The organism is Sphingopyxis sp. HIX (assembly GCF_001468285.1).
In the GTDB taxonomy this organism is placed as follows: Bacteria; Pseudomonadota; Alphaproteobacteria; order Sphingomonadales; family Sphingomonadaceae; genus Sphingopyxis.
Window position 1 is genome coordinate 226625 of sequence record NZ_LNSB01000001.1, and the last position, 16382, is coordinate 243006.

Annotated in this window: 17 protein-coding genes; 4 read left to right on the plus strand and 13 right to left on the minus strand. The window is 67.5% G+C overall.

From position 1 onward, the window contains the following. The first annotated feature begins 49 nt into the window (after positions 1 to 49). Complete coding sequence (locus tag ATE62_RS00990; protein ID WP_231736026.1) at positions 50 to 667, plus strand: beta/gamma crystallin-related protein; 618 nt, start codon at positions 50 to 52, stop codon at positions 665 to 667. Here the strand turns inward: ATE62_RS00990 and ATE62_RS00995 are convergent. From ATE62_RS00995 to gluQRS, 9 genes are all read right to left on the minus strand, one after another. Further along, the gene (locus tag ATE62_RS00995; RefSeq protein WP_058806597.1) at positions 664 to 1806 is read right to left on the minus strand and encodes an epoxide hydrolase family protein; all 1143 of its coding nucleotides are present in this window, start codon (positions 1804 to 1806) and stop codon (positions 664 to 666) included. The genes ATE62_RS00990 and ATE62_RS00995 overlap by 4 nt on opposite strands. Before the next feature lie 19 nt (positions 1807 to 1825). Next, positions 1826 to 2314, minus strand: coding sequence for a hypothetical protein (locus ATE62_RS01000; RefSeq protein ID WP_058806596.1), 489 nt, complete (start codon positions 2312 to 2314; stop codon positions 1826 to 1828). A 58-nt stretch (positions 2315 to 2372) separates the two neighbouring features. Beyond that, a complete protein-coding gene (locus tag ATE62_RS01005) occupies positions 2373 to 2927 on the minus strand; it encodes an MAPEG family protein (protein WP_058806595.1) in 555 nt (184 codons plus the stop codon). Next, positions 2924 to 3790: a 3-hydroxyacyl-CoA dehydrogenase NAD-binding domain-containing protein gene (locus ATE62_RS01010; RefSeq protein WP_058806594.1), complete on the minus strand. Its 867-nt coding sequence runs from the start codon at positions 3788 to 3790 to the stop codon at positions 2924 to 2926. The genes ATE62_RS01005 and ATE62_RS01010 overlap by 4 nt, the downstream gene beginning before the upstream one ends. An 80-nt stretch (positions 3791 to 3870) precedes the next feature. After that, entirely contained in the window at positions 3871 to 4857 is a 987-nt protein-coding gene (gene egtD / locus ATE62_RS01015; RefSeq protein WP_058806593.1) for an L-histidine N(alpha)-methyltransferase, read from the minus strand. Between the two features lie 2 nt (positions 4858 to 4859). Beyond that, positions 4860 to 6158, minus strand: a complete 1299-nt coding sequence (gene egtB, locus ATE62_RS01020) for an ergothioneine biosynthesis protein EgtB (RefSeq protein WP_058806592.1) — start codon at positions 6156 to 6158, stop codon at positions 4860 to 4862. A 282-nt stretch (positions 6159 to 6440) separates the two neighbouring features. Continuing rightward, positions 6441 to 7022, minus strand: coding sequence for a cob(I)yrinic acid a,c-diamide adenosyltransferase (locus ATE62_RS01025; RefSeq protein ID WP_058806591.1), 582 nt, complete (start codon positions 7020 to 7022; stop codon positions 6441 to 6443). Positions 7023 to 7038: 16 nt separating this feature from the next. Further along, positions 7039 to 7263 carry an HIG1 domain-containing protein gene (locus ATE62_RS01030; RefSeq protein ID WP_058806590.1) on the minus strand — a complete coding sequence of 75 codons (225 nt, stop codon included), beginning with the start codon at positions 7261 to 7263 and terminating at the stop codon, positions 7039 to 7041. 9 nt (positions 7264 to 7272) lie between these two features. Next, positions 7273 to 8124, minus strand: coding sequence for a tRNA glutamyl-Q(34) synthetase GluQRS (gene gluQRS, locus ATE62_RS01035; protein WP_058806589.1), 852 nt, complete (start codon positions 8122 to 8124; stop codon positions 7273 to 7275). A gap of 170 nt (positions 8125 to 8294) precedes the next feature. On the opposite strand from gluQRS, the gene ATE62_RS01040 reads away from it, so the two are divergent. From ATE62_RS01040 to ppc, 3 genes are all read left to right on the plus strand, one after another. Further along, complete coding sequence (locus ATE62_RS01040) at positions 8295 to 8861, plus strand: HNH endonuclease (RefSeq protein WP_058806588.1); 567 nt, start codon at positions 8295 to 8297, stop codon at positions 8859 to 8861. 213 nt (positions 8862 to 9074) lie between these two features. After that, positions 9075 to 9512, plus strand: a complete 438-nt coding sequence (locus ATE62_RS01045; RefSeq protein ID WP_058818407.1) for a YbaY family lipoprotein — start codon at positions 9075 to 9077, stop codon at positions 9510 to 9512. Positions 9513 to 9664: 152 nt separating this feature from the next. Continuing rightward, complete coding sequence (ppc, locus tag ATE62_RS01050) at positions 9665 to 12343, plus strand: phosphoenolpyruvate carboxylase (protein WP_058806586.1); 2679 nt, start codon at positions 9665 to 9667, stop codon at positions 12341 to 12343. Positions 12344 to 12425: 82 nt separating this feature from the next. Here ppc and ATE62_RS01055 read toward each other — a convergent pair whose 3' ends face one another. From ATE62_RS01055 to ATE62_RS01070, 4 genes are all read right to left on the minus strand, one after another. Continuing rightward, a complete protein-coding gene (locus tag ATE62_RS01055) occupies positions 12426 to 12944 on the minus strand; it encodes a hypothetical protein (protein WP_058806585.1) in 519 nt (172 codons plus the stop codon). Positions 12945 to 13036: 92 nt separating this feature from the next. Beyond that, positions 13037 to 13840, minus strand: a complete 804-nt coding sequence (locus tag ATE62_RS01060; RefSeq protein ID WP_058806584.1) for an SDR family oxidoreductase — start codon at positions 13838 to 13840, stop codon at positions 13037 to 13039. Positions 13841 to 13948: 108 nt separating this feature from the next. Beyond that, positions 13949 to 15067, minus strand: a complete 1119-nt coding sequence (locus tag ATE62_RS01065; RefSeq protein WP_058806583.1) for an acyl-CoA dehydrogenase family protein — start codon at positions 15065 to 15067, stop codon at positions 13949 to 13951. A gap of 3 nt (positions 15068 to 15070) precedes the next feature. Then, positions 15071 to 16252: an acyl-CoA dehydrogenase family protein gene (locus ATE62_RS01070; RefSeq protein WP_058806582.1), complete on the minus strand. Its 1182-nt coding sequence runs from the start codon at positions 16250 to 16252 to the stop codon at positions 15071 to 15073. Between the last annotated feature and the right edge of the window lie 130 nt (positions 16253 to 16382).

Consider the following 16382-nt stretch of genomic DNA (forward strand, 5'->3'; position numbering starts at 1 on the left):
ACTCGGCTCCAGCAACGAGTCTCCGGGTCGCAGCAACAGGGAGAGCGTTATGAAAGCCGTCCATCGTCTGTCCATCGCCGGCGCCCTCGCGGCGTCGCTGACCGGGGGGCTGCTCGCCGTCTCGGCCGCGCAAACCCCCGAAGACCGGCTGTACCGCCCGCCCGAGGCGACCATCTATCGCGACGCGGGATATCGCGGTCCCGCGGTCTTCGTCGGCGAGGCCAAGACCAACCTCGGACTCGCCTGGCCGGTCAATTCGGTCCGCGTCGCGAGCGGCCGCTGGGAACTGTGCGAACGGACGCGCTATCGCGGCCAGTGCCGCACCGTCGACCGCGATACGCCGATGCTGGGCAGCGTGCTGCGCGGCATGACCGTCCAGTCGATGCGCCCCGTCGGCGGCGGCGGGGGCGGCGGATGGCAGCCGCCGATCGCCAACGACCAGGTCGCACGCGGCAATTTCGCCGAATTCCACACCCAGCCAAGCACGAGCCGCTACCGCCTGCACTGGCGGGTCGGCGACCGCCGCCTGCGCGGCGCGCAGTGCCGACAGCTGGTGCCGCGCCGCCGGCTGGAACGGGTCGGCGCGCGAGCATATGGAAACGGTCAACGGCCGCGTCTATCTCGCCGACGTTCTCTGCGTCCGGTCGGGCTATTGAGGCAGCGCTAGAGCGTCATCGCGGCGAAGGCGGCACGGACCTCGCGGGCGAACAGCTCGGGCTGTTCCCACGCGGCGAAATGGCCGCCTTTGTCGAGGGTGTTCCAGTAGACGATATTCTTGTAGCGCCCCTCGGCCCAGCGGCGCGACAGGCGCATGATCTCGTTCGGGAAGAGGCTGCACCCCGTCGGCACATGGACTTCGCCGAAACCGAATTGCGCGAAACTGTGCCAGTAGAGCCGCGCCGAGGAGGCCGCGCTGTTGGTGAGCCAGTAGAGGCTGACGGTGTCGAGCATCGCGTCGCGGCTCAGCGCCTTTTCGGGGTGGCCGCCGATCGACTGGCCGCCGGGCTGGTGGCCGCAATCGGTCCAGCCGTGGCATTTCTCGACGATCCAGCACATCTGCCCGACGGGCGAGTCGGCGAGCGCGTAACCGATCGTCTGCGGCCGCGTCGCCTGCTGCGTCGAATAGCCATTGTCCTTGGCGCGGTACCAGCCGAAGCGCGCGAGATAGGCTTTTTCATCGTCGGTGAGGTCGGACATCGTCGCGGGGTCGGGCTGGCCGACGATCATGTTGACGTGGATTCCCGCGCAGCGATCGGCGTGGTTGCCGCCGATCGCGCAGGTGACGGCGCTGCCCCAGTCGCCGCCCTGCGCAAAATAGCGCGGATAGCCAAGCACGGCCATCAGCGCGTCCCATGCCGCGGCGATATGCTCGACGCTCCACTTGGCCTCGGTGGGCTTGCCCGAAAAGCCGTAGCCGGGGAGCGAGGGGATCACGAGATGATAGTCGGCCGAAAGGGGCTCGATCACATCGAGGAATTCGAGCACCGACCCCGGCCAGCCGTGGGTCAGTATCAGCGGCCGCGCGTCAGGATTGGGTGAGCGGATGTGGAGGAAATGGATGTCGAGGCCGTCGATGGCCGCGAGGAAATTGGGGTGGGCGTTGAGCCGCGCCTCGATGCGGCGCCAGTCGTAATGATCGTGCCAATAAGCCGCGAGTTCCTGTGCATAGGCGAGCGGGACGCCCTGGTCCCAGTCGTCGACGGTTTCCTTTTCGGGCCAGCGCGCGTTCGCGAGGCGGGCCTTCAAGTCATCGAGCGCCACCTGCGGCACCGCGATTTCGAAGGCGCGGATATTGTCGATCTGCATGCCCCTCCCCTTCTATCGTCTACGGCCGCGCGGGCGCCTTGCAGCCGCGTTCGAGCCCGACGCCCTTCAGGAAACCGCGGCGTACCGTGCCGGCGTAGACCGCGACGGCGTAGCGGCGGCGTTCGGCGTTGGCACCGGTGACCTCGCCGATCAGCCCGCCGAAGGGGATGAACGAGCCAGCGATCGTGCCCGCGACGCGGCCCGCGGTCTTTTCGCGCTTCTTGGCCTCGCTCGCCTCGACGCGCTGGTTGATGTCGGGGCCGAGCACCGTGTCGAGCTCGTTCACCTCCGCGATGATCGCCGAACATTTGCCGAGCCCGGCGAGCGAATAGGGATCGTCCTGGATCGCGAGCAATTTGGGCGGGACCTCCTTGCCGTCGAAGGGTTCGGTCACCGAATTGGCGGTTTCCTTGATCGTCGATTCCTCGGGCGATCCCTGCTGCGCGTGAAGCGGCGGGGCGGACGCGAGCAGAAGAAGCGAAAACAGACCGGCGAATTTGCGATTCATGGCGGGCTCCTGTTGCGGCGGCGATGGCGCCTTCATCTTGCTAACGTCGTTCGGCGATTTAGGCTCCCCCGTAATTGCCTAGCGCGAGCAGGATTGCCGCGAGCAGCGCGGCGGCGGTGGGATAGAAGGTCAGGCCGAAGCCGAAGGCGCGCGCCGGCCCGCCGCGCGCATAGCCGAGCGTGAAGGCGATGCGGCCGGCGACGAACAGCAGGACGAGTGCCGCGATCACGCCCATGCGGTCGGGCGGCAGCAGCGTCGCGAGCGCCAGATGCACCGGCAGCGCGAGCACGACCTGTTCGAGCGTGTTCTGGAGCTGCGCGCGGCGTTCGCGGATGAAGGCGCTTTCGGTCGGCGCGGCACCCGCGCCGATATCCTCGGCCGAGGCGAAACGGCCGTTGGCGACGCGGCCGATCGCGACGACGAGGCAGAAGAGCAAAGCGAGATCGAGGCGCAGCGCGAGCAGCAGCCGCGCCAGTGGATCGTCGCTGCGTGCGACGATCGTGTCGGCCGAAAGCCAGCCGGCGAGGACGACGATCAGGCAGGTGGCGGCCGCAAGCGCCGCGCCGCGGACGACGCCGCGCTGCTCGCGCTCGAGGTCGACCGGCTCGCTCACCGTGTCGGCACGGGCGCCTCGCCCGTCCAGTCGTAGAAGCCGCGGCCGGCCTTCTTGCCGACCCAGCCCGCCTCGACATATTTGACCAGAAGCGGCGCGGGGCGGAATTTGGGATCGCCGGTGCCCGACTGCAGCACGCGGATGATTTCGAGGCAGGTGTCGAGCCCGATGAAGTCGGCGAGGGTGATCGGGCCCATCGGATGGTTGAGCCCGAGGCGGCAGCCGGCGTCGATGTCCTGCATCGTCGCGACGCCCTCGCCCAAGGCAAAGATCGCTTCGTTGATCAGCGGCATCAGCACGCGGTTGACGATGAAGCCGGGGGCGTCGTTGGCGTGGACGATTTCCTTGCCGAGCCCGCGGCCATAGGCCTCCACCGTTGCCAATGTGTCGTCGCTGGTCGCGAGGCCGCGGATCAGTTCGATGAGCCCCATCACCGGCACGGGATTGAAGAAATGCACGCCGATGAAGCGCGCCGGATCGGGCGCGGCCTGCGCCAGGCGGGTGATCGGGATCGAGCTGGTGTTCGACGCGAGGATCGCGGTGCCTGAGAGATGCCGGCCGACGCTGGCGAAGATCGCGCGCTTGATCTCCTCGCGCTCGGTCGCGGCCTCGATGACGAGGTCGGCGGGGGCGAAGGCGCTGTGGTCGGCGACGGGGGTGATGCGGCCGAGCAGCGCGTCGGCGCCCTCCTGGCTCATCTTTTCCTTGGCGACGAGGCGGCCGAGCGCCTTGGCGATGCCGGCCTTGCCCGCTTCGGCGCGGGCGAGGTCGATGTCGGAGAGGAGGACGTCGTGGCCCGCGCCCGCCGAGACCTGCGCGATGCCCGCGCCCATTTGCCCTGCCCCGATGACGCCGACGATCATATGCTGCCCTTTCGCTATAGCCTGCCCGTGCCCCTACGGCTTGGGGCCAAAGCGTCAAGGGTCAGCATCAAGGGTGCGCGTCAGGGGGCCGAGCGGAACTCGGTCGCCTGCGCGAGGATCAGCGCGAATTCGGGGTCGGCGTCGTCCCAGGTCGCGAGCGGGGTCCAGCCGCCCGCACGGAGCAGCAGATTGGCGTCGCGCGGGCCATATTTGTGGCTGTTCTCGCTGTGGATCGTCTCGCCCTTCGCCATATGATAGCTGCGGCCGTCGACGGTGAAGTCCATGTCGCACGCCGCGACGAGATGCATTTCGATGCGCGCATGGACGTCGTCCCACACCGCCTCGTGCTCGAAATTGTCGACGGGGATCGTGCCGCCGAGCTCGCGGTTGATGCGGGCGAGGAGGTTGAGATTGAACGCCGCGGTGACCCCGGCGGGATCGTCATAGGCGAGCTCGAGGGTGCCGATATCCTTGATCCGGTCGATGCCGATCAAGAGCAGCGAGCCGTCGCCGAGCGCCTCGCGCCAGTTGCGCAAGAGGTCGACCGCGGTGCGCGCGACCATATTGCCGATCGTCGAGCCGGGGAAGAAGCCGAGCTTGGGCAAAGGACAGATCTCGCGCGGCAGCGCGACGCGCTGGGTGAAGTCGGCCTCGACCGGATAGATGGCGAGATCGGGAAAGCGCGCCGAGAGCGCGAGCGCGCTGTCGCGGAGGAAATCGCCCGAGATATCGACAGGGACATAGGCGGCGGGCGCGATCGCCCCCAGCAGCAACGGCGTCTTGGTCGAGCTGCCCGAGCCGAGTTCGACGACCGCGCGGCCGGGGCCGATCGCGGCGGCGATATCGGCGGCGTGGCGCTTCAGCAGGTCGGTTTCGCTGCGCGTCGGATAATATTCGGGGAGCGCGGTGATATCCTCGAACAGCGCCGAGCCGGTCGCGTCGTAGAACCAGCGCGCGGGAATGGCCTTTTGCCGCTGCGACAGCCCGGCGTGGACGTCGGCGCGGAAGGCGATGTCGACGCCGCTATCGTCCGCCGAAACTTGGCGAAGGTTGCGCACAACACCCATGGTCACAGATCCTTTGCGAGGCGGACGCCGGTGAATTGCCAGCGCTGGTGGGGGTAGAAGAAATTGCGGTAGGAGGCGCGCATATGGCCGCGCGGGGTCGCGACGCTGCCGCCGCGCAGGACGAACTGGCCGCTCATGAACTTGCCATTATATTCGCCGACCGCGCCGGGCGCGGCGCGGAAGCCGGGATAGGGGCGATAGGCGCTGCCGGTCCATTCCCACACGCTGCCGAACATCTGTTGCGGTTCGGTGTCGCCAGCGAGCGCGGCGGGCTGAACGGGGCCGGCGGCGTCGAGCTGGGCGCCGCCGTGCGGGTCGAGCGATGCCGCGGCCGATTCCCATTCGAACTCGGTCGGCAGCCGCGCGCCGGCCCAGCTGGCGAAGGCGTCGGCCTCGAAGAAGCTGATATGCGTCACCGGCGCAGCCAAGTCGATATCCTGCCAGCCCGCGAGGGTGAACTGCCGACCCTCGCGCCAATAGGCAGGCGCCTGTACGTCCTGATCCTGCACCCACGCCCATCCGTCGCTGAGCCAGAGCGAGGGGGTGTGATAGCCGCCGTCGGCGATGAATTGCTGCCATTCGCCGTTGGTCACCGGGCGGCTGGCGAGCGCGTGCGGGGCGAGAAGCGCGGAAAACCGCGGAAGTTCACAGTCGAATGCGAAATCCTCGCCCGCATGGCCGATCTGTACGACGCCCTCGGCGCCGCGGATCCAGCACATCGGGCCGGCATCGGCCGAAACCGCGGAAATCTGCGCAACTTCATTCGCGATTGCAGTTTTTTCCCACACCGCGGGGCCGAGCGGGTTCTGCGCGAAAAGATGCTTCAAATCGGTGAGCAACAATTCCTGATGCTGCTGCTCGTGATGGATGCCGAGGGTGACGAGTGCGCGCGCGGCGCGCGGCAGGTCGGGGATCGCGCTCTGCACCGCGGCGTCGACATGGGCGCGCCAGACACACACTTCGCCCAGCGAAGGACGCGTGAGCAACCCGCGCTGCGGGCGCGCGTGGCGCGGCCCCTCGGCCTCGTAATAGCTGTTGAAGAGGAAGGGGTAGCGCGCGTCGAACAGCTGGTAGCCCGGCACATGGTCGCGCAGCACGAAGGTTTCGAAGAACCAGGTGGTGTGCGCGAGATGCCATTTGGCGGGCGAGGCATCGGGCATCGACTGCGCGCTGGCGTCGGCGTCCGACAGGGTCGCGACGAGATCGAGCGTCAGGCGGCGCGTCGCGGCGAAGCGGCTGGCCAGCGCGAGCGCGTCGTCGGTGCCGGCGGTGAGGGGCGAAGCATCAGTCTGGCTGGCCATAAAAGGATAATCCCCCGAGGTCCGATTCGGTTTCGCGGTCGAGGGGATTATGGTTACGGCGCGGGGGCTTGTCCAGAACATTTCGGGAACGAAGCGTTGTCGTTCGAAGCAGGCTTGCCCAGCGGCGTGGAAGGGATTCGCGCAGAGGCGCAGAGAGCGCAGAGATTTTTTTGGTTCACGCGGAGGCGCGGAGACGCGGAGCGATAAGATGAGCGGCTTCGCCGCCGATCCTTTTCTTTCTCTGCAATCTCTGCCCCTCTGCGCGCATATTCTTTTTCGCCGTCAGCGCGTCGCGCCGGGTTTCCAGAGGATGTCGCCGTCCGCCGCGGCGTTGAGGTGGCGCGTCAGCACGAAGAGATGGTCCGACAGGCGATTGAGGTAGGCGAGCGCGATCGGGTTGAGCTCACGCTCCGCCGCAGCGGTCACCGCGGCGCGTTCGGCGCGGCGCGTCACCGCGCGCGCGATATGGAGCTGCGCCGCGGCTTCGGTGCCGCCGGGGAGGATGAAGCTCTTGAGCGGCTCGAGCCCCGCGTTCATCGCGTCGATCTCGTCCTCGAGCCGCGACACCTGGCTCGGCACGATGCGCAGCGCCATGTCGTGCGGGCCGAAACCGAACTGGATGTCGGGCGGGGTCGCGAGGTCGGCGCCGAGGTCGAACAGCTCGTTCTGGATGCGCGACAGCATCGCCGCGGGATCGCTGCCGGCGGCGAGCGACACGACCGCGACGCCGATCGCGCTGTTCGCTTCGTCGACGTCGCCGATCGCCGCCATCAGCGGCGCGGACTTCGCAATGCGCGAGCCGTCGACGAGCCCGGTCGTGCCGTCGTCGCCGGTGCGCGTGTAGATCTTGTTGAGTTTGACCACGGAAATGCGCGGCCGCTTATTTGCCGGCGGCGACGAAGCCGATCAGCACGAGCAGGATGATCGTGATCGCCTGCCATTTGACGCGCGCCATCATCATCTTGTTCTGCATCACCTGATTTTCCTGGACCGTGCCCTCGACCTGCGCGCGGTGTCCCTGCGAGAAGTAGAAGAGACCCCGCGCGAGCGAGAAGAGGACGAAGCCGGCGGCGACCACGACGCCAAGGACAAGCAGGATTTCCATGCCCCCTATTTAGGGCATTTTTAGCGAATATCCAGTGGGAAGCCGGTTCGCGAGCAGATCGGCGGCGAGCGCGGCCCCGTCGGTTCCGGCCGCGCGCAGCGACGCGAGCGAGGCCGCGGCATCGCGCTTCGCCAGCCGCTTGCCGTCGGGGCCGCAGACGAGCGCGTGGTGGCGGTAGAGCGGCACGGGCAGGCCGAGCAGGGCCTGGAGCAGGCGGTGGACGTCGGTCGAGGCGGTGAGGTCGGCGCCGCGGATGACATGCGTCACCCCCATCGCGGCGTCGTCGAGCGTGCTCGCGAGATGGTAGGAGGCGGGCGCGTCCTTGCGCGCGAGCACGACGTCGCCATGCGCGGCGGGATCGGCGCGGCGAAGCCCCTGCCCCTGCTCCTCCCAGTCGAGATCGCCGGCGATCGCGGTCGCCTGTGCCATGTCGAGGCGCCAGCAATGCGGTTCGGTGGCGATGCGGCGCCGGCGTTCGGCTTCGCTCAGGTGGCGGCAGGTGCCGGGGTAGATCCCGCCGGATGGGCCGTGCGGCGCGGCGAGGCTCGCGGCGATGTCGGCGCGAGTGCAGAAGCAGGGATAGACGAGCCCGCGGGCGTCGAGGTCGTCGAGCGCGGCCTGGTAGCTGCCCAGCCTTTGCGACTGACGCACGGGGGCGCCCTCCCAGTCGATGCCGAGCCAGGCGAGGTCGGTCAGCGATGCCGCGAGATACTCCTCGCGCGAGCGGCTGCCGTCGATATCGTCGATGCGCAGCACGAAGCGCCCGCCCGCGCGGCGCGCGGCGTCGTGCGCGAGCAAGGCGCTATAGGCGTGGCCGAGGTGGAGCTCGCCGGTCGGGCTGGGCGCGAAGCGGGTCAGCATGAGCGCGATTTCGAATCCACATGCTGTGGGAGTCGCTCGCGAATCTTCCCACATATTGCGGCAGATGCCCCCTTGACGCCAGATTCTGATGCGTCATGTAATGACCCTGTCACTTGGGTAAGGCAGTGGCGCGCCAACCCGCGCAGCATAGGGGGCAGCGTCCAAAAGCCATGTTCCATCCCGATCTTGCCCGGCATCCCGATTCCTGTCCGGCCCTCGTCCTCAACGCCGACTATACGCCGCTCAGCTATTACCCGCTCAGCCTGTGGCCTTGGCAGACCGCGGTCAAGGCGGTGTTCCTCGACCGCGTGACGATCGTCGAGAATTACGAGCGCGAAATCCATTCGCCGACGCGCACGATGCCGATCCCGAGCGTCATTGCGCTGCGCCAATATGTGAAGCCGTCGCAATATCCGGCCTTCACGCGCTTCAACCTGTTCCTTCGCGACCGTTTTTCGTGCCAATATTGCGGGTCGGGCAAGGACCTGACTTTCGATCATGTGGTGCCGCGCCGGCTCGGCGGGCGCACGACGTGGGAGAATGTCACCACCGCCTGCGCGCCGTGCAACCTCAAGAAGGGCGGGCGCACGCCGCAGCAGGCGCATATGCCGATCCACCGCCAGCCGTGGCGGCCGACGTCGTGGCAGTTGCAGGACAATGGCCGTTGTTTCCCGCCCGGCTATCTGCACGAAAGCTGGATCGACTGGCTGTACTGGGACGTCGAGCTGGAGGGGTAGACGTAAAGCCCCTCCTACCCCTTCGCCCTTCTCGCGTAGGGCGCGGAAAGGCACGCGACTTTCCAAGCAATCCTGCTTTCTTCTTCGTGCCTTTGCGCCTTTGCGTGAGACCCTTCTTTTTTGTTTCGCGCAAAGACGCAAAGGCGCAAAGATAGGGGGCAGAAAGACGCTGGATTCCCGCATGCGCGGGAACGACGAGCGTAGGAGATGACCATGCTTCGTTTCGCTGCGGCGTTGTTGATCGCCCTGCCCCTCGCGTCCTGCGCACCGATGGAGGCGCCCGGTGAGGACAGCGGCGAAGCCGCGAACCAGTGGGTGACGGTCAGCGGCAGCATCGCCTATCGCGAGCGGATCGCGCTGCCGCCCGATGCCGAGATCGAGGTGCGCGTCGACGACGTCAGCCTGGCCGACGCGCCGTCGAAGACGATCGCGCGGCAGGCCTTTGCCGCCGACGGGCAGCAGGTGCCGATCGCCTTCCTGATCCGCTTCGACCGCGCCGCGATCGAACCCCTCCACAGCTATGCCGTCGCGGCGCGGATCGCCGGCGCCGACGGGCGGCTGATGTTCATCACCGACACCCGGCACAGCCTGACGCTGGGCGCGGCGCCGGAGGTCGACATGGGGACGCTGAACCTCGTCAAGACGCGCTGAATTCCCTCCGTCACCCCGGGCTTGACCCGGGGCCTGCCTTGTCTTGAAGAAAAAAGGCGGGTCCCGGGTCAAGCCCGGGATGACGCGGGTGGAGGAAGGCATAGCTATGCGCCGCTTGACGCTGCGCCTTCGCAGGTGCAGCAAGCCGGCTCATGGGCCCACCGATCCAGATCTCGCAAAATCCCGACATCCGCTATCTCGGGCGGATCCTGGGCGATGTCATCCGTGCCTATGGCGGCGAGAAGCTCTATCGCCAGACCGAATATATCCGCTCGGTCAGCGTCGACCGGCACCGCGGGATCGACGGGGCGGAAGCAATCGACACCGGGCTCGATGCGCTGAGCCTCGACGACACCATCGCCTTCGTGCGCGGGTTCATGCTGTTTTCGATGCTCGCCAACCTCGCCGAAGACCGGCAGGGGGTGGCGGCCGAGCCCGAGGCGACGGTCGCGGCGGCGCTGGCGCGGCTGAAAAGCGACGGGATCGACGGCGATGCGGTGGCGTCGCTGATGAGCGCGGCGCTGGTCGCGCCGGTGCTGACCGCGCACCCGACCGAGGTGCGGCGCAAGTCGATGCTCGACCACAAGAACCGCATCGCCGAGCTGATGCTGCTGCGCGACGCGGGGGCCGAGGAAACCCCCGAGGGCGATGTGGTCGAGGATGCGATCCGGCGGCAGATCGTGCTGTTGTGGCAGACGCGGCCGCTGCGCATGGAGAAGCTCTTCGTCGCCGACGAGATCGACAATGCGCTGACATACCTGCGCGACGTCTTCCTGCCCGTGGTGCCCAAGCTCTATGCGCGCTGGGAAAAGGAGTTGGGGCGGCGCCCCGCGAGCTTCCTGCGCGTCGGCAGCTGGATCGGCGGCGACCGCGACGGCAATCCCTTCGTCACCGCCGAGACGCTGACGATGGCCACCAGCCGCAACGCCGCGGCGGTGCTCGGCCATTATATCGACGCGGTGCACGCGCTGGGCGCCGAGCTGTCGGTGTCGGCGGGGCTCGCGCCGGTCCCCGAGGCGGTCGAGGCGCTGGCCGAGGCGAGCGGCGACAATGCGCCGAGCCGCCGCGACGAACCCTATCGCCGCGCCTTGTCGGGCCTCTATGCGCGGCTGACCGCGACCTATGCGGCGATCACCGGCAAAGCGGCGCCGCGGCCGTCGGCGCTGAAGGGCGCGCCCTATAAGACGCCGGCCGAATTCCGGCGCGACCTGGTGACGCTGGCCGACGGGTTGGCGGCGAGCGGCGAGGGCCAGCTGGCCGGGGTCGGCGCGCTCGGGCGGCTGATCCGCGCCGTGGAAGTGTTCGGCTTCCATCTCGCGACATTGGACATGCGCCAGAACAGCGCGGTACACGAGCGCGTGATCGCCGAGGTGCTGCGCGTCGCGGGGGTGTGCGACGATTATGCCGCGCTGGGCGAGGAGGAACGCATCGCGCTGCTGACGCGCGAGCTGGCGAGCGACCGGCCGCTCGCGGTGGCGTGGCACGCGTGGAGCGAAGAGACGGCGGGCGAGCTCGCGATCGTCCGCGCCGCCGCCGACGTCCGCGCGCGGCTGGGGCCCGATGCGATCTGCCAGTGGATCATCAGCATGGCGCAGACGCTGTCCGACCTGCTCGAAGTGCATATACTCGCGCGCGAGGCGGGGCTGTGGCGGAGCGGCGATGCCGCGGGCCGATCGAACCTGATGGTCGTGCCGCTGTTCGAGACGATCGCCGACCTCGACAAGGCGCCCGCGATCATGGCGCGTTATTTCGCGATGCCCGCGATCGGCCCGCAGGTGGCCTTGCGCGGACATCAGGAAGTGATGATCGGCTATTCGGATTCGAACAAGGACGGCGGCTATCTGACCTCGACCTGGGGGCTGCACCAGGCGTCGCAGGCCTTGACCCCGGTGTTCGCCGCGGCGGGGCCGTCGATGCAATTGTTCCACGGCCGCGGCGGCGCGGTCGGGCGCGGCGGCGGCAGCGCCTTTGCCGCGATCCGTGCGCAGCCCGCGGGCACCGTGCAGGGGCGCATCCGCATCACCGAACAGGGCGAGGTGATCGGCGCGAAATACGGCACCGCGGACAGTGCGGCGACCAACCTCGAGGCGATGGTATCGGCGAGCCTGCTCGCGAGCCTCGAGCCCGAGGCGCTGGGCGCGGCCGACTGCGTGCGCTTCACGGCGGCGATGGACGCGCTGTCGGACCGCGCCTTCGCGGCCTATCGCGGGCTGGTCTACGACACGCCGGCGTTCAAGGACTTCTTCCGCGCGATGACGCCGATCGCCGAGATCGCGACGCTGAAGATCGGGTCGCGGCCGTCGAGCCGCACCAAGTCGACCGCGATCGAGGATCTGCGCGCGATCCCCTGGGTGTTCAGCTGGGCGCAGTCGCGCACGATGCTGCCCGGCTGGTACGGCACGGGCGAAGCTTTTGCCGGGTTCGCCGATAAGGCCTTGCTGGCGGACATGGCCGCGAGCTGGCCCTTCTTTGCCGCGCTGCTCGGCAATATGGAGATGGTGCTCGCCAAGTCGGACATGGGGATCGCGGCGCGCTATGCGGGGCTCGCGGGGCAGGTCGAGGGGCATGACGCGATCTTCGGGCGGATCAAGGACGGCTGGAACCGCGCGCACGACGGGCTGCTCGAGATCAGCGGACAAACAAGATTGCTCGAGAACAACCCCGCGCTCGAGGCGTCGATCCGGCTGCGGCTGCCCTATATCGAACCGCTCAACCTGCTGCAGATCGAGCTGATGAAGCGCCACCGCGCGGGCGAGACCGACGCACGCATCGCCGAGGGCATCCAGCTGACGATCAACGCGATCGCGACGGCACTGCGGAATAGCGGCTGATCCCGTCACCCCCGCGAAGGCGGGGGCCGCTGGCAGCCTTGCGCGACCCCTCTTACGGCCCCCGCCTTCGCGGGGGCGACGATCAGCTCTTGGTAATCAGCACCTCGCCCTTGCTGTTGGCGCCATGCGGCCCGAATTTGATCGTGAAGTCTGCGCCGTCCTTGTCCTTGCCCGCGAGCGTGTCGCCGGTACGGGTGACCTTGATCGATTTTTTGGCGAATTCGCCCGCCATCCAGTCGGCGGCCTTGGCGGGCGCGGCGGGCGAGATGAAGCCGAGTTTGACCACCGCCTTGTCGGCGCCGTTCTTGTCGGTCGCGTCGACATTGACCGTCGTCACCTGGCTGCCCGGATAGAGCTTGACCCCGTCGATGTCGAAATCGCCGGTGACGTCGAAATCGACGAAGTCGGGGACTTCGATGTCGATATCGACCCCGTCGCCGCCGATCTTGACCTTGCCGCCGCCGTCCTTGCTCGAGCTGATCTGGACGCCGCCATGCTCGTCGCCGGCGTTGATCGAGATTTCGGGGCCGGCCTTTTTCTCTTCCTCCTGTCCGCAGGCGGCGAGGAGGAGGATCGGGGGGAGCAGATAAGCGAAGCGCATGGGCTTTCTCCTTGGTGCATTAGTTTGATAATACACCTTGGAGAGAGCCGAGTCAAATCCTGTCCGCCCTCCCTGAAGGGGAGGAGCTTAGGTCAGGCGTCGATGCTGGTCTTCAGATCGCCGTGGACGAGCCCGCCGTCGACGGTGATCGTGTCGCCGACGACATAGTCGCCCGCCTTCGACGCGAGGAAGATCGCGGCGCCGGCCATGTCCTCGGGGACGCCGATGCGCTTCGTGGGAATGCTGAGCGCGACCGCATCGCCATGGTCGCGCGCGGCCTTGTTCATGTCCGACTGGAAAGCGCCCGGGGCGATCGCGGTGACGATGATGTTATCGCTGACCAGCCGCGCCGCCATGCGCTTGGTAAGGTAGAGGATCGCGGCCTTCGACGCGTGGTAGCTGTAGGTTTCCCACGGGTTGAGGCGCATGCCGTCGATCGAGCCGATGTTGATCACCTTTGCCGGGCGCGCGGCGGAGCCGCCGGCCTTGAGCAGCCCGTGGAGCGCCTGCGTCAGGAAGAAGGGCGATTTGACGTTGATGTCCATCACCTTGTCCCAGCCCGCCTCGGGGAAACCCTCGAAGGGTTCGCCCCATGCGGCGCCGGCATTATTGACGAGGATGTCGAGGCGTTCTTCGCGCGCTTCGAGCTCCTTGGCGAGCGCGCGGCAGCCCTCGACCGTCGCGAGATCGACGGGCAGGCCGATGACCTTGCCCGGGTAGCGCGTCTCGAAATCGGCAACCGCGGCCTCGATCTGCGCCGACTTGCGCGCCGAGATATAGACGCGCGCGCAGCCCGCGGCGAGATAGCCCTCGACGATCATCTGGCCGATGCCGCGCGAGCCGCCGGTGACGAGCGCGATGCGGCCGTCGAGGCCGAACATGTCAGTGAGGTTCATTGGTTGGACTCCAATAAATAGGGACAGTCCCTATTTTTCGTTCACGTTGTTTGCGGCGTCCGGGCCCGTCCGGAAAAATAGGGACTGTCCCTATTTATTCGCTCGGCCTCAGTAGCCGTTCATCCGCGCGACCTGGTCGATGTGATAATGCACGTCGCCCATATATTCGGCGAGCGCGCGGTCGCGCTTCATATAGAGGCCGATGTCATATTCGTCGGTCATGCCGATGCCGCCGTGCATCTGCACGCCCTCGCGCACGGCGAGGTTGGCGGCGCGGCCGGCCTTGGCCTTGGCGACCGAGACCATCAGCTTGGCGCCCGGATTGCCCTCGTCGAGCAATTGCTGCGCCTTCATCACGGTCGCACGCGCGACTTCCATCTCGCCATAGAGATGCGCGGCGCGGTGCTGGAGGCCCTGGAACTCGCCGATCAGCTTGCCGAACTGCTTGCGTTCCTTGAGGTAGGTGACGGTCATGTCCATCGCGCCCTGCCCGACGCCGACCATTTCGGCGGCGGCACCGGTGCGGGTGGCGGCGAGCAGCGCGTCGAGGATCTCGCCGCCGGCATCGACCTCGCCGATCACGGCGTCGGCGTCGAGTTCGACACCGTCGAGGGTGACATGGCTCGCGAGGCTGGAATCGACGAGGCGCCGCGGGTCGGCGGTGACGCCCTTCGCGTCCTTGGGCACCGCGAACAGGGTGATCCCGCCGTCGGTCTTCGCCGCGACGATGCTCATGTCGGCGACATGGCCGTGGAGCACGAAGCTCTTCTTGCCGTCGAGGCGGAAGCCGTTGCCGCTACGCGTCGCGGTCGCCGCGATGCGGTCGGGGCGGTGCTTCGCGCCCTCGTCGATCGCGAGCGCGACGATCGCTTCGCCCGATGCGATCGCGGGGAGCCAGCGACCCGCCTGCGTGCCGCCCGCCTTCGCGAGCGCGGCGACGGCGCCGACGCTGGTCGCGAGGAAGGGCGACGGGGTCAGGTTGCGGCCAATTTCCTCGAGCACGATGCCCGCCTCCATATGCCCCATGCCGAGCCCGCCATGCGCCTCCGGCACGAGCATGCCGGGCAGCCCCATTTCGGTGAACTGCGCCCAGAGGTCGCGCGAGAAGCCGGTGGCGTCGGCACTGTCGCGCAGCTTGCGGAGGTGCGAGACAGGGGCCTGTTCGGCCACGAAGGGCGCGACGCTGTCCTTGAGCATCGCCTGGTCGTCATTGTGATAGAGCGGCATGGGTCAGGCTCCGGGCAGGTCGAGGATACGCTTGGCGATGACGTTGAGCATGACTTCGCTCGTCCCGCCTTCGATCGAATTGGCCTTGGTGCGGAGCCAGCCGCGCGCGCGGGCGCCGCCCTTGGTCTCTTCGCTGTCCCATTCGAGCGCTTCGCTGCCGCCGCCCGACATGACGAGCTCGTGGCGGCGCTTGTTGAGCTCGGTCCCGACATATTTCATCATGTTCGAGCTGGCCGGATGCGCACGCCCGGTCTTCCACATGTCCATGAAGCGCTCGCCCATCGCGCGATAGGCAAACACATCGACGTCGAAGGCCGCCATTTCGGCGCGCAGGATCGGGTCGTCGAGTTCGCCCGCGGCGTTCTTGCCGAAGGCCTTGGCGAAGGCGCCGCCGATGCTGACCATATCGCCGCCCGCGCCGCCGCCCGAGATCATCTCGCGCTCGTGGCCGAGCAGATATTTGGCGACGTCCCAGCCGCGATTGATCTCTCCGATGAACTGCGTCTTCGGCACCGCGACATCGTCGAAGAAGGTTTCGCAGAAGGGCGAGTTGCCGCTGATCAGCAGGATCGGCTTGGTCGTGACGCCCTTGCTCTCCATGTCGAAGAGCATGAAGGTGATGCCCTGATATTTGTTCGTCTTGTCGGTGCGGACGAGGCAGAAGATCCAGTCGGCCTTGTCGGCGTAGCTGGTCCAGATCTTCGAGCCGTTGACGACCCAATGGTCGCCCTTGTCCTCGCCGAAGGTCTGGAGCGAGACGAGGTCGCTGCCCGAACCGGGCTCGCTATAGCCTTGGCACCAGCGGATCTCGCCGCGCGCGATTTCGCCCAGATAATGGACCTTCTGCTCTTCGGTGCCGAATTGCAGCAGCGCGGGGCCGAGCATCCAGATGCCGAAACTCTGGAGCGGCGGGCGGGCATTGATGCGCGCCATTTCTTGGCGGAAAACCTTGGCCTGTTCGGGGTTGAGGCCCGCGCCGCCATAGGCCTTGGGCCAGTCGGGCACGGTATAGCCCTTGGCGACGCAGCGTTCGAGCCACAGCTTCTGCGCGTCGTTCTTGAAGACCATCTTGCGCCCGCCCCAGCAGACATCGTCCTCGTCGCGGACGGGTTCGCGCATTTCGGGGGGGCAATTTTCTTCCAACCAGGCGCGCACTTCGGCGCGGAAAGCGTCCAGATCGCTCATCGCAGGGGCTCCTCTTCCGGCGGGCAAATTAGGGGGAGTCGGCTGCTTTACGCAAGCGTCAACTTGGGAAGGCCGACCTGCCGTTACGGCGCCGTAGCGTCGGATTGCGGGCCGTTGACGCGGCTTCCGG

Bases quoted from the DNA above. Each gene is read 5' to 3' on its own strand.
- ATE62_RS00990 (WP_231736026.1), top strand. From the start codon at position 50: ATGAAAGCCGTCCATCGTCTGTCCATCGCCGGCGCCCTCGCGGCGTCG.
- ATE62_RS00995 (WP_058806597.1), bottom strand. From the start codon at position 1,806: ATGCAGATCGACAATATCCGCGCCTTCGAAATCGCGGTGCCGCAGGTG.
- ATE62_RS01000 (WP_058806596.1), bottom strand. From the start codon at position 2,314: ATGAATCGCAAATTCGCCGGTCTGTTTTCGCTTCTTCTGCTCGCGTCC.
- ATE62_RS01010 (WP_058806594.1), bottom strand. From the start codon at position 3,790: ATGATCGTCGGCGTCATCGGGGCAGGGCAAATGGGCGCGGGCATCGCG.
- egtD (WP_058806593.1), bottom strand. From the start codon at position 4,857: ATGGGTGTTGTGCGCAACCTTCGCCAAGTTTCGGCGGACGATAGCGGC.
- egtB (WP_058806592.1), bottom strand. From the start codon at position 6,158: ATGGCCAGCCAGACTGATGCTTCGCCCCTCACCGCCGGCACCGACGAC.
- ATE62_RS01030 (WP_058806590.1), bottom strand. From the start codon at position 7,263: ATGGAAATCCTGCTTGTCCTTGGCGTCGTGGTCGCCGCCGGCTTCGTC.
- gluQRS (WP_058806589.1), bottom strand. From the start codon at position 8,124: ATGCTGACCCGCTTCGCGCCCAGCCCGACCGGCGAGCTCCACCTCGGC.
- ATE62_RS01040 (WP_058806588.1), top strand. From the start codon at position 8,295: ATGTTCCATCCCGATCTTGCCCGGCATCCCGATTCCTGTCCGGCCCTC.
- ATE62_RS01045 (WP_058818407.1), top strand. From the start codon at position 9,075: ATGCTTCGTTTCGCTGCGGCGTTGTTGATCGCCCTGCCCCTCGCGTCC.
- ppc (WP_058806586.1), top strand. From the start codon at position 9,665: ATGGGCCCACCGATCCAGATCTCGCAAAATCCCGACATCCGCTATCTC.
- ATE62_RS01055 (WP_058806585.1), bottom strand. From the start codon at position 12,944: ATGCGCTTCGCTTATCTGCTCCCCCCGATCCTCCTCCTCGCCGCCTGC.
- ATE62_RS01060 (WP_058806584.1), bottom strand. From the start codon at position 13,840: ATGAACCTCACTGACATGTTCGGCCTCGACGGCCGCATCGCGCTCGTC.
- ATE62_RS01065 (WP_058806583.1), bottom strand. From the start codon at position 15,067: ATGCCGCTCTATCACAATGACGACCAGGCGATGCTCAAGGACAGCGTC.
- ATE62_RS01070 (WP_058806582.1), bottom strand. From the start codon at position 16,252: ATGAGCGATCTGGACGCTTTCCGCGCCGAAGTGCGCGCCTGGTTGGAA.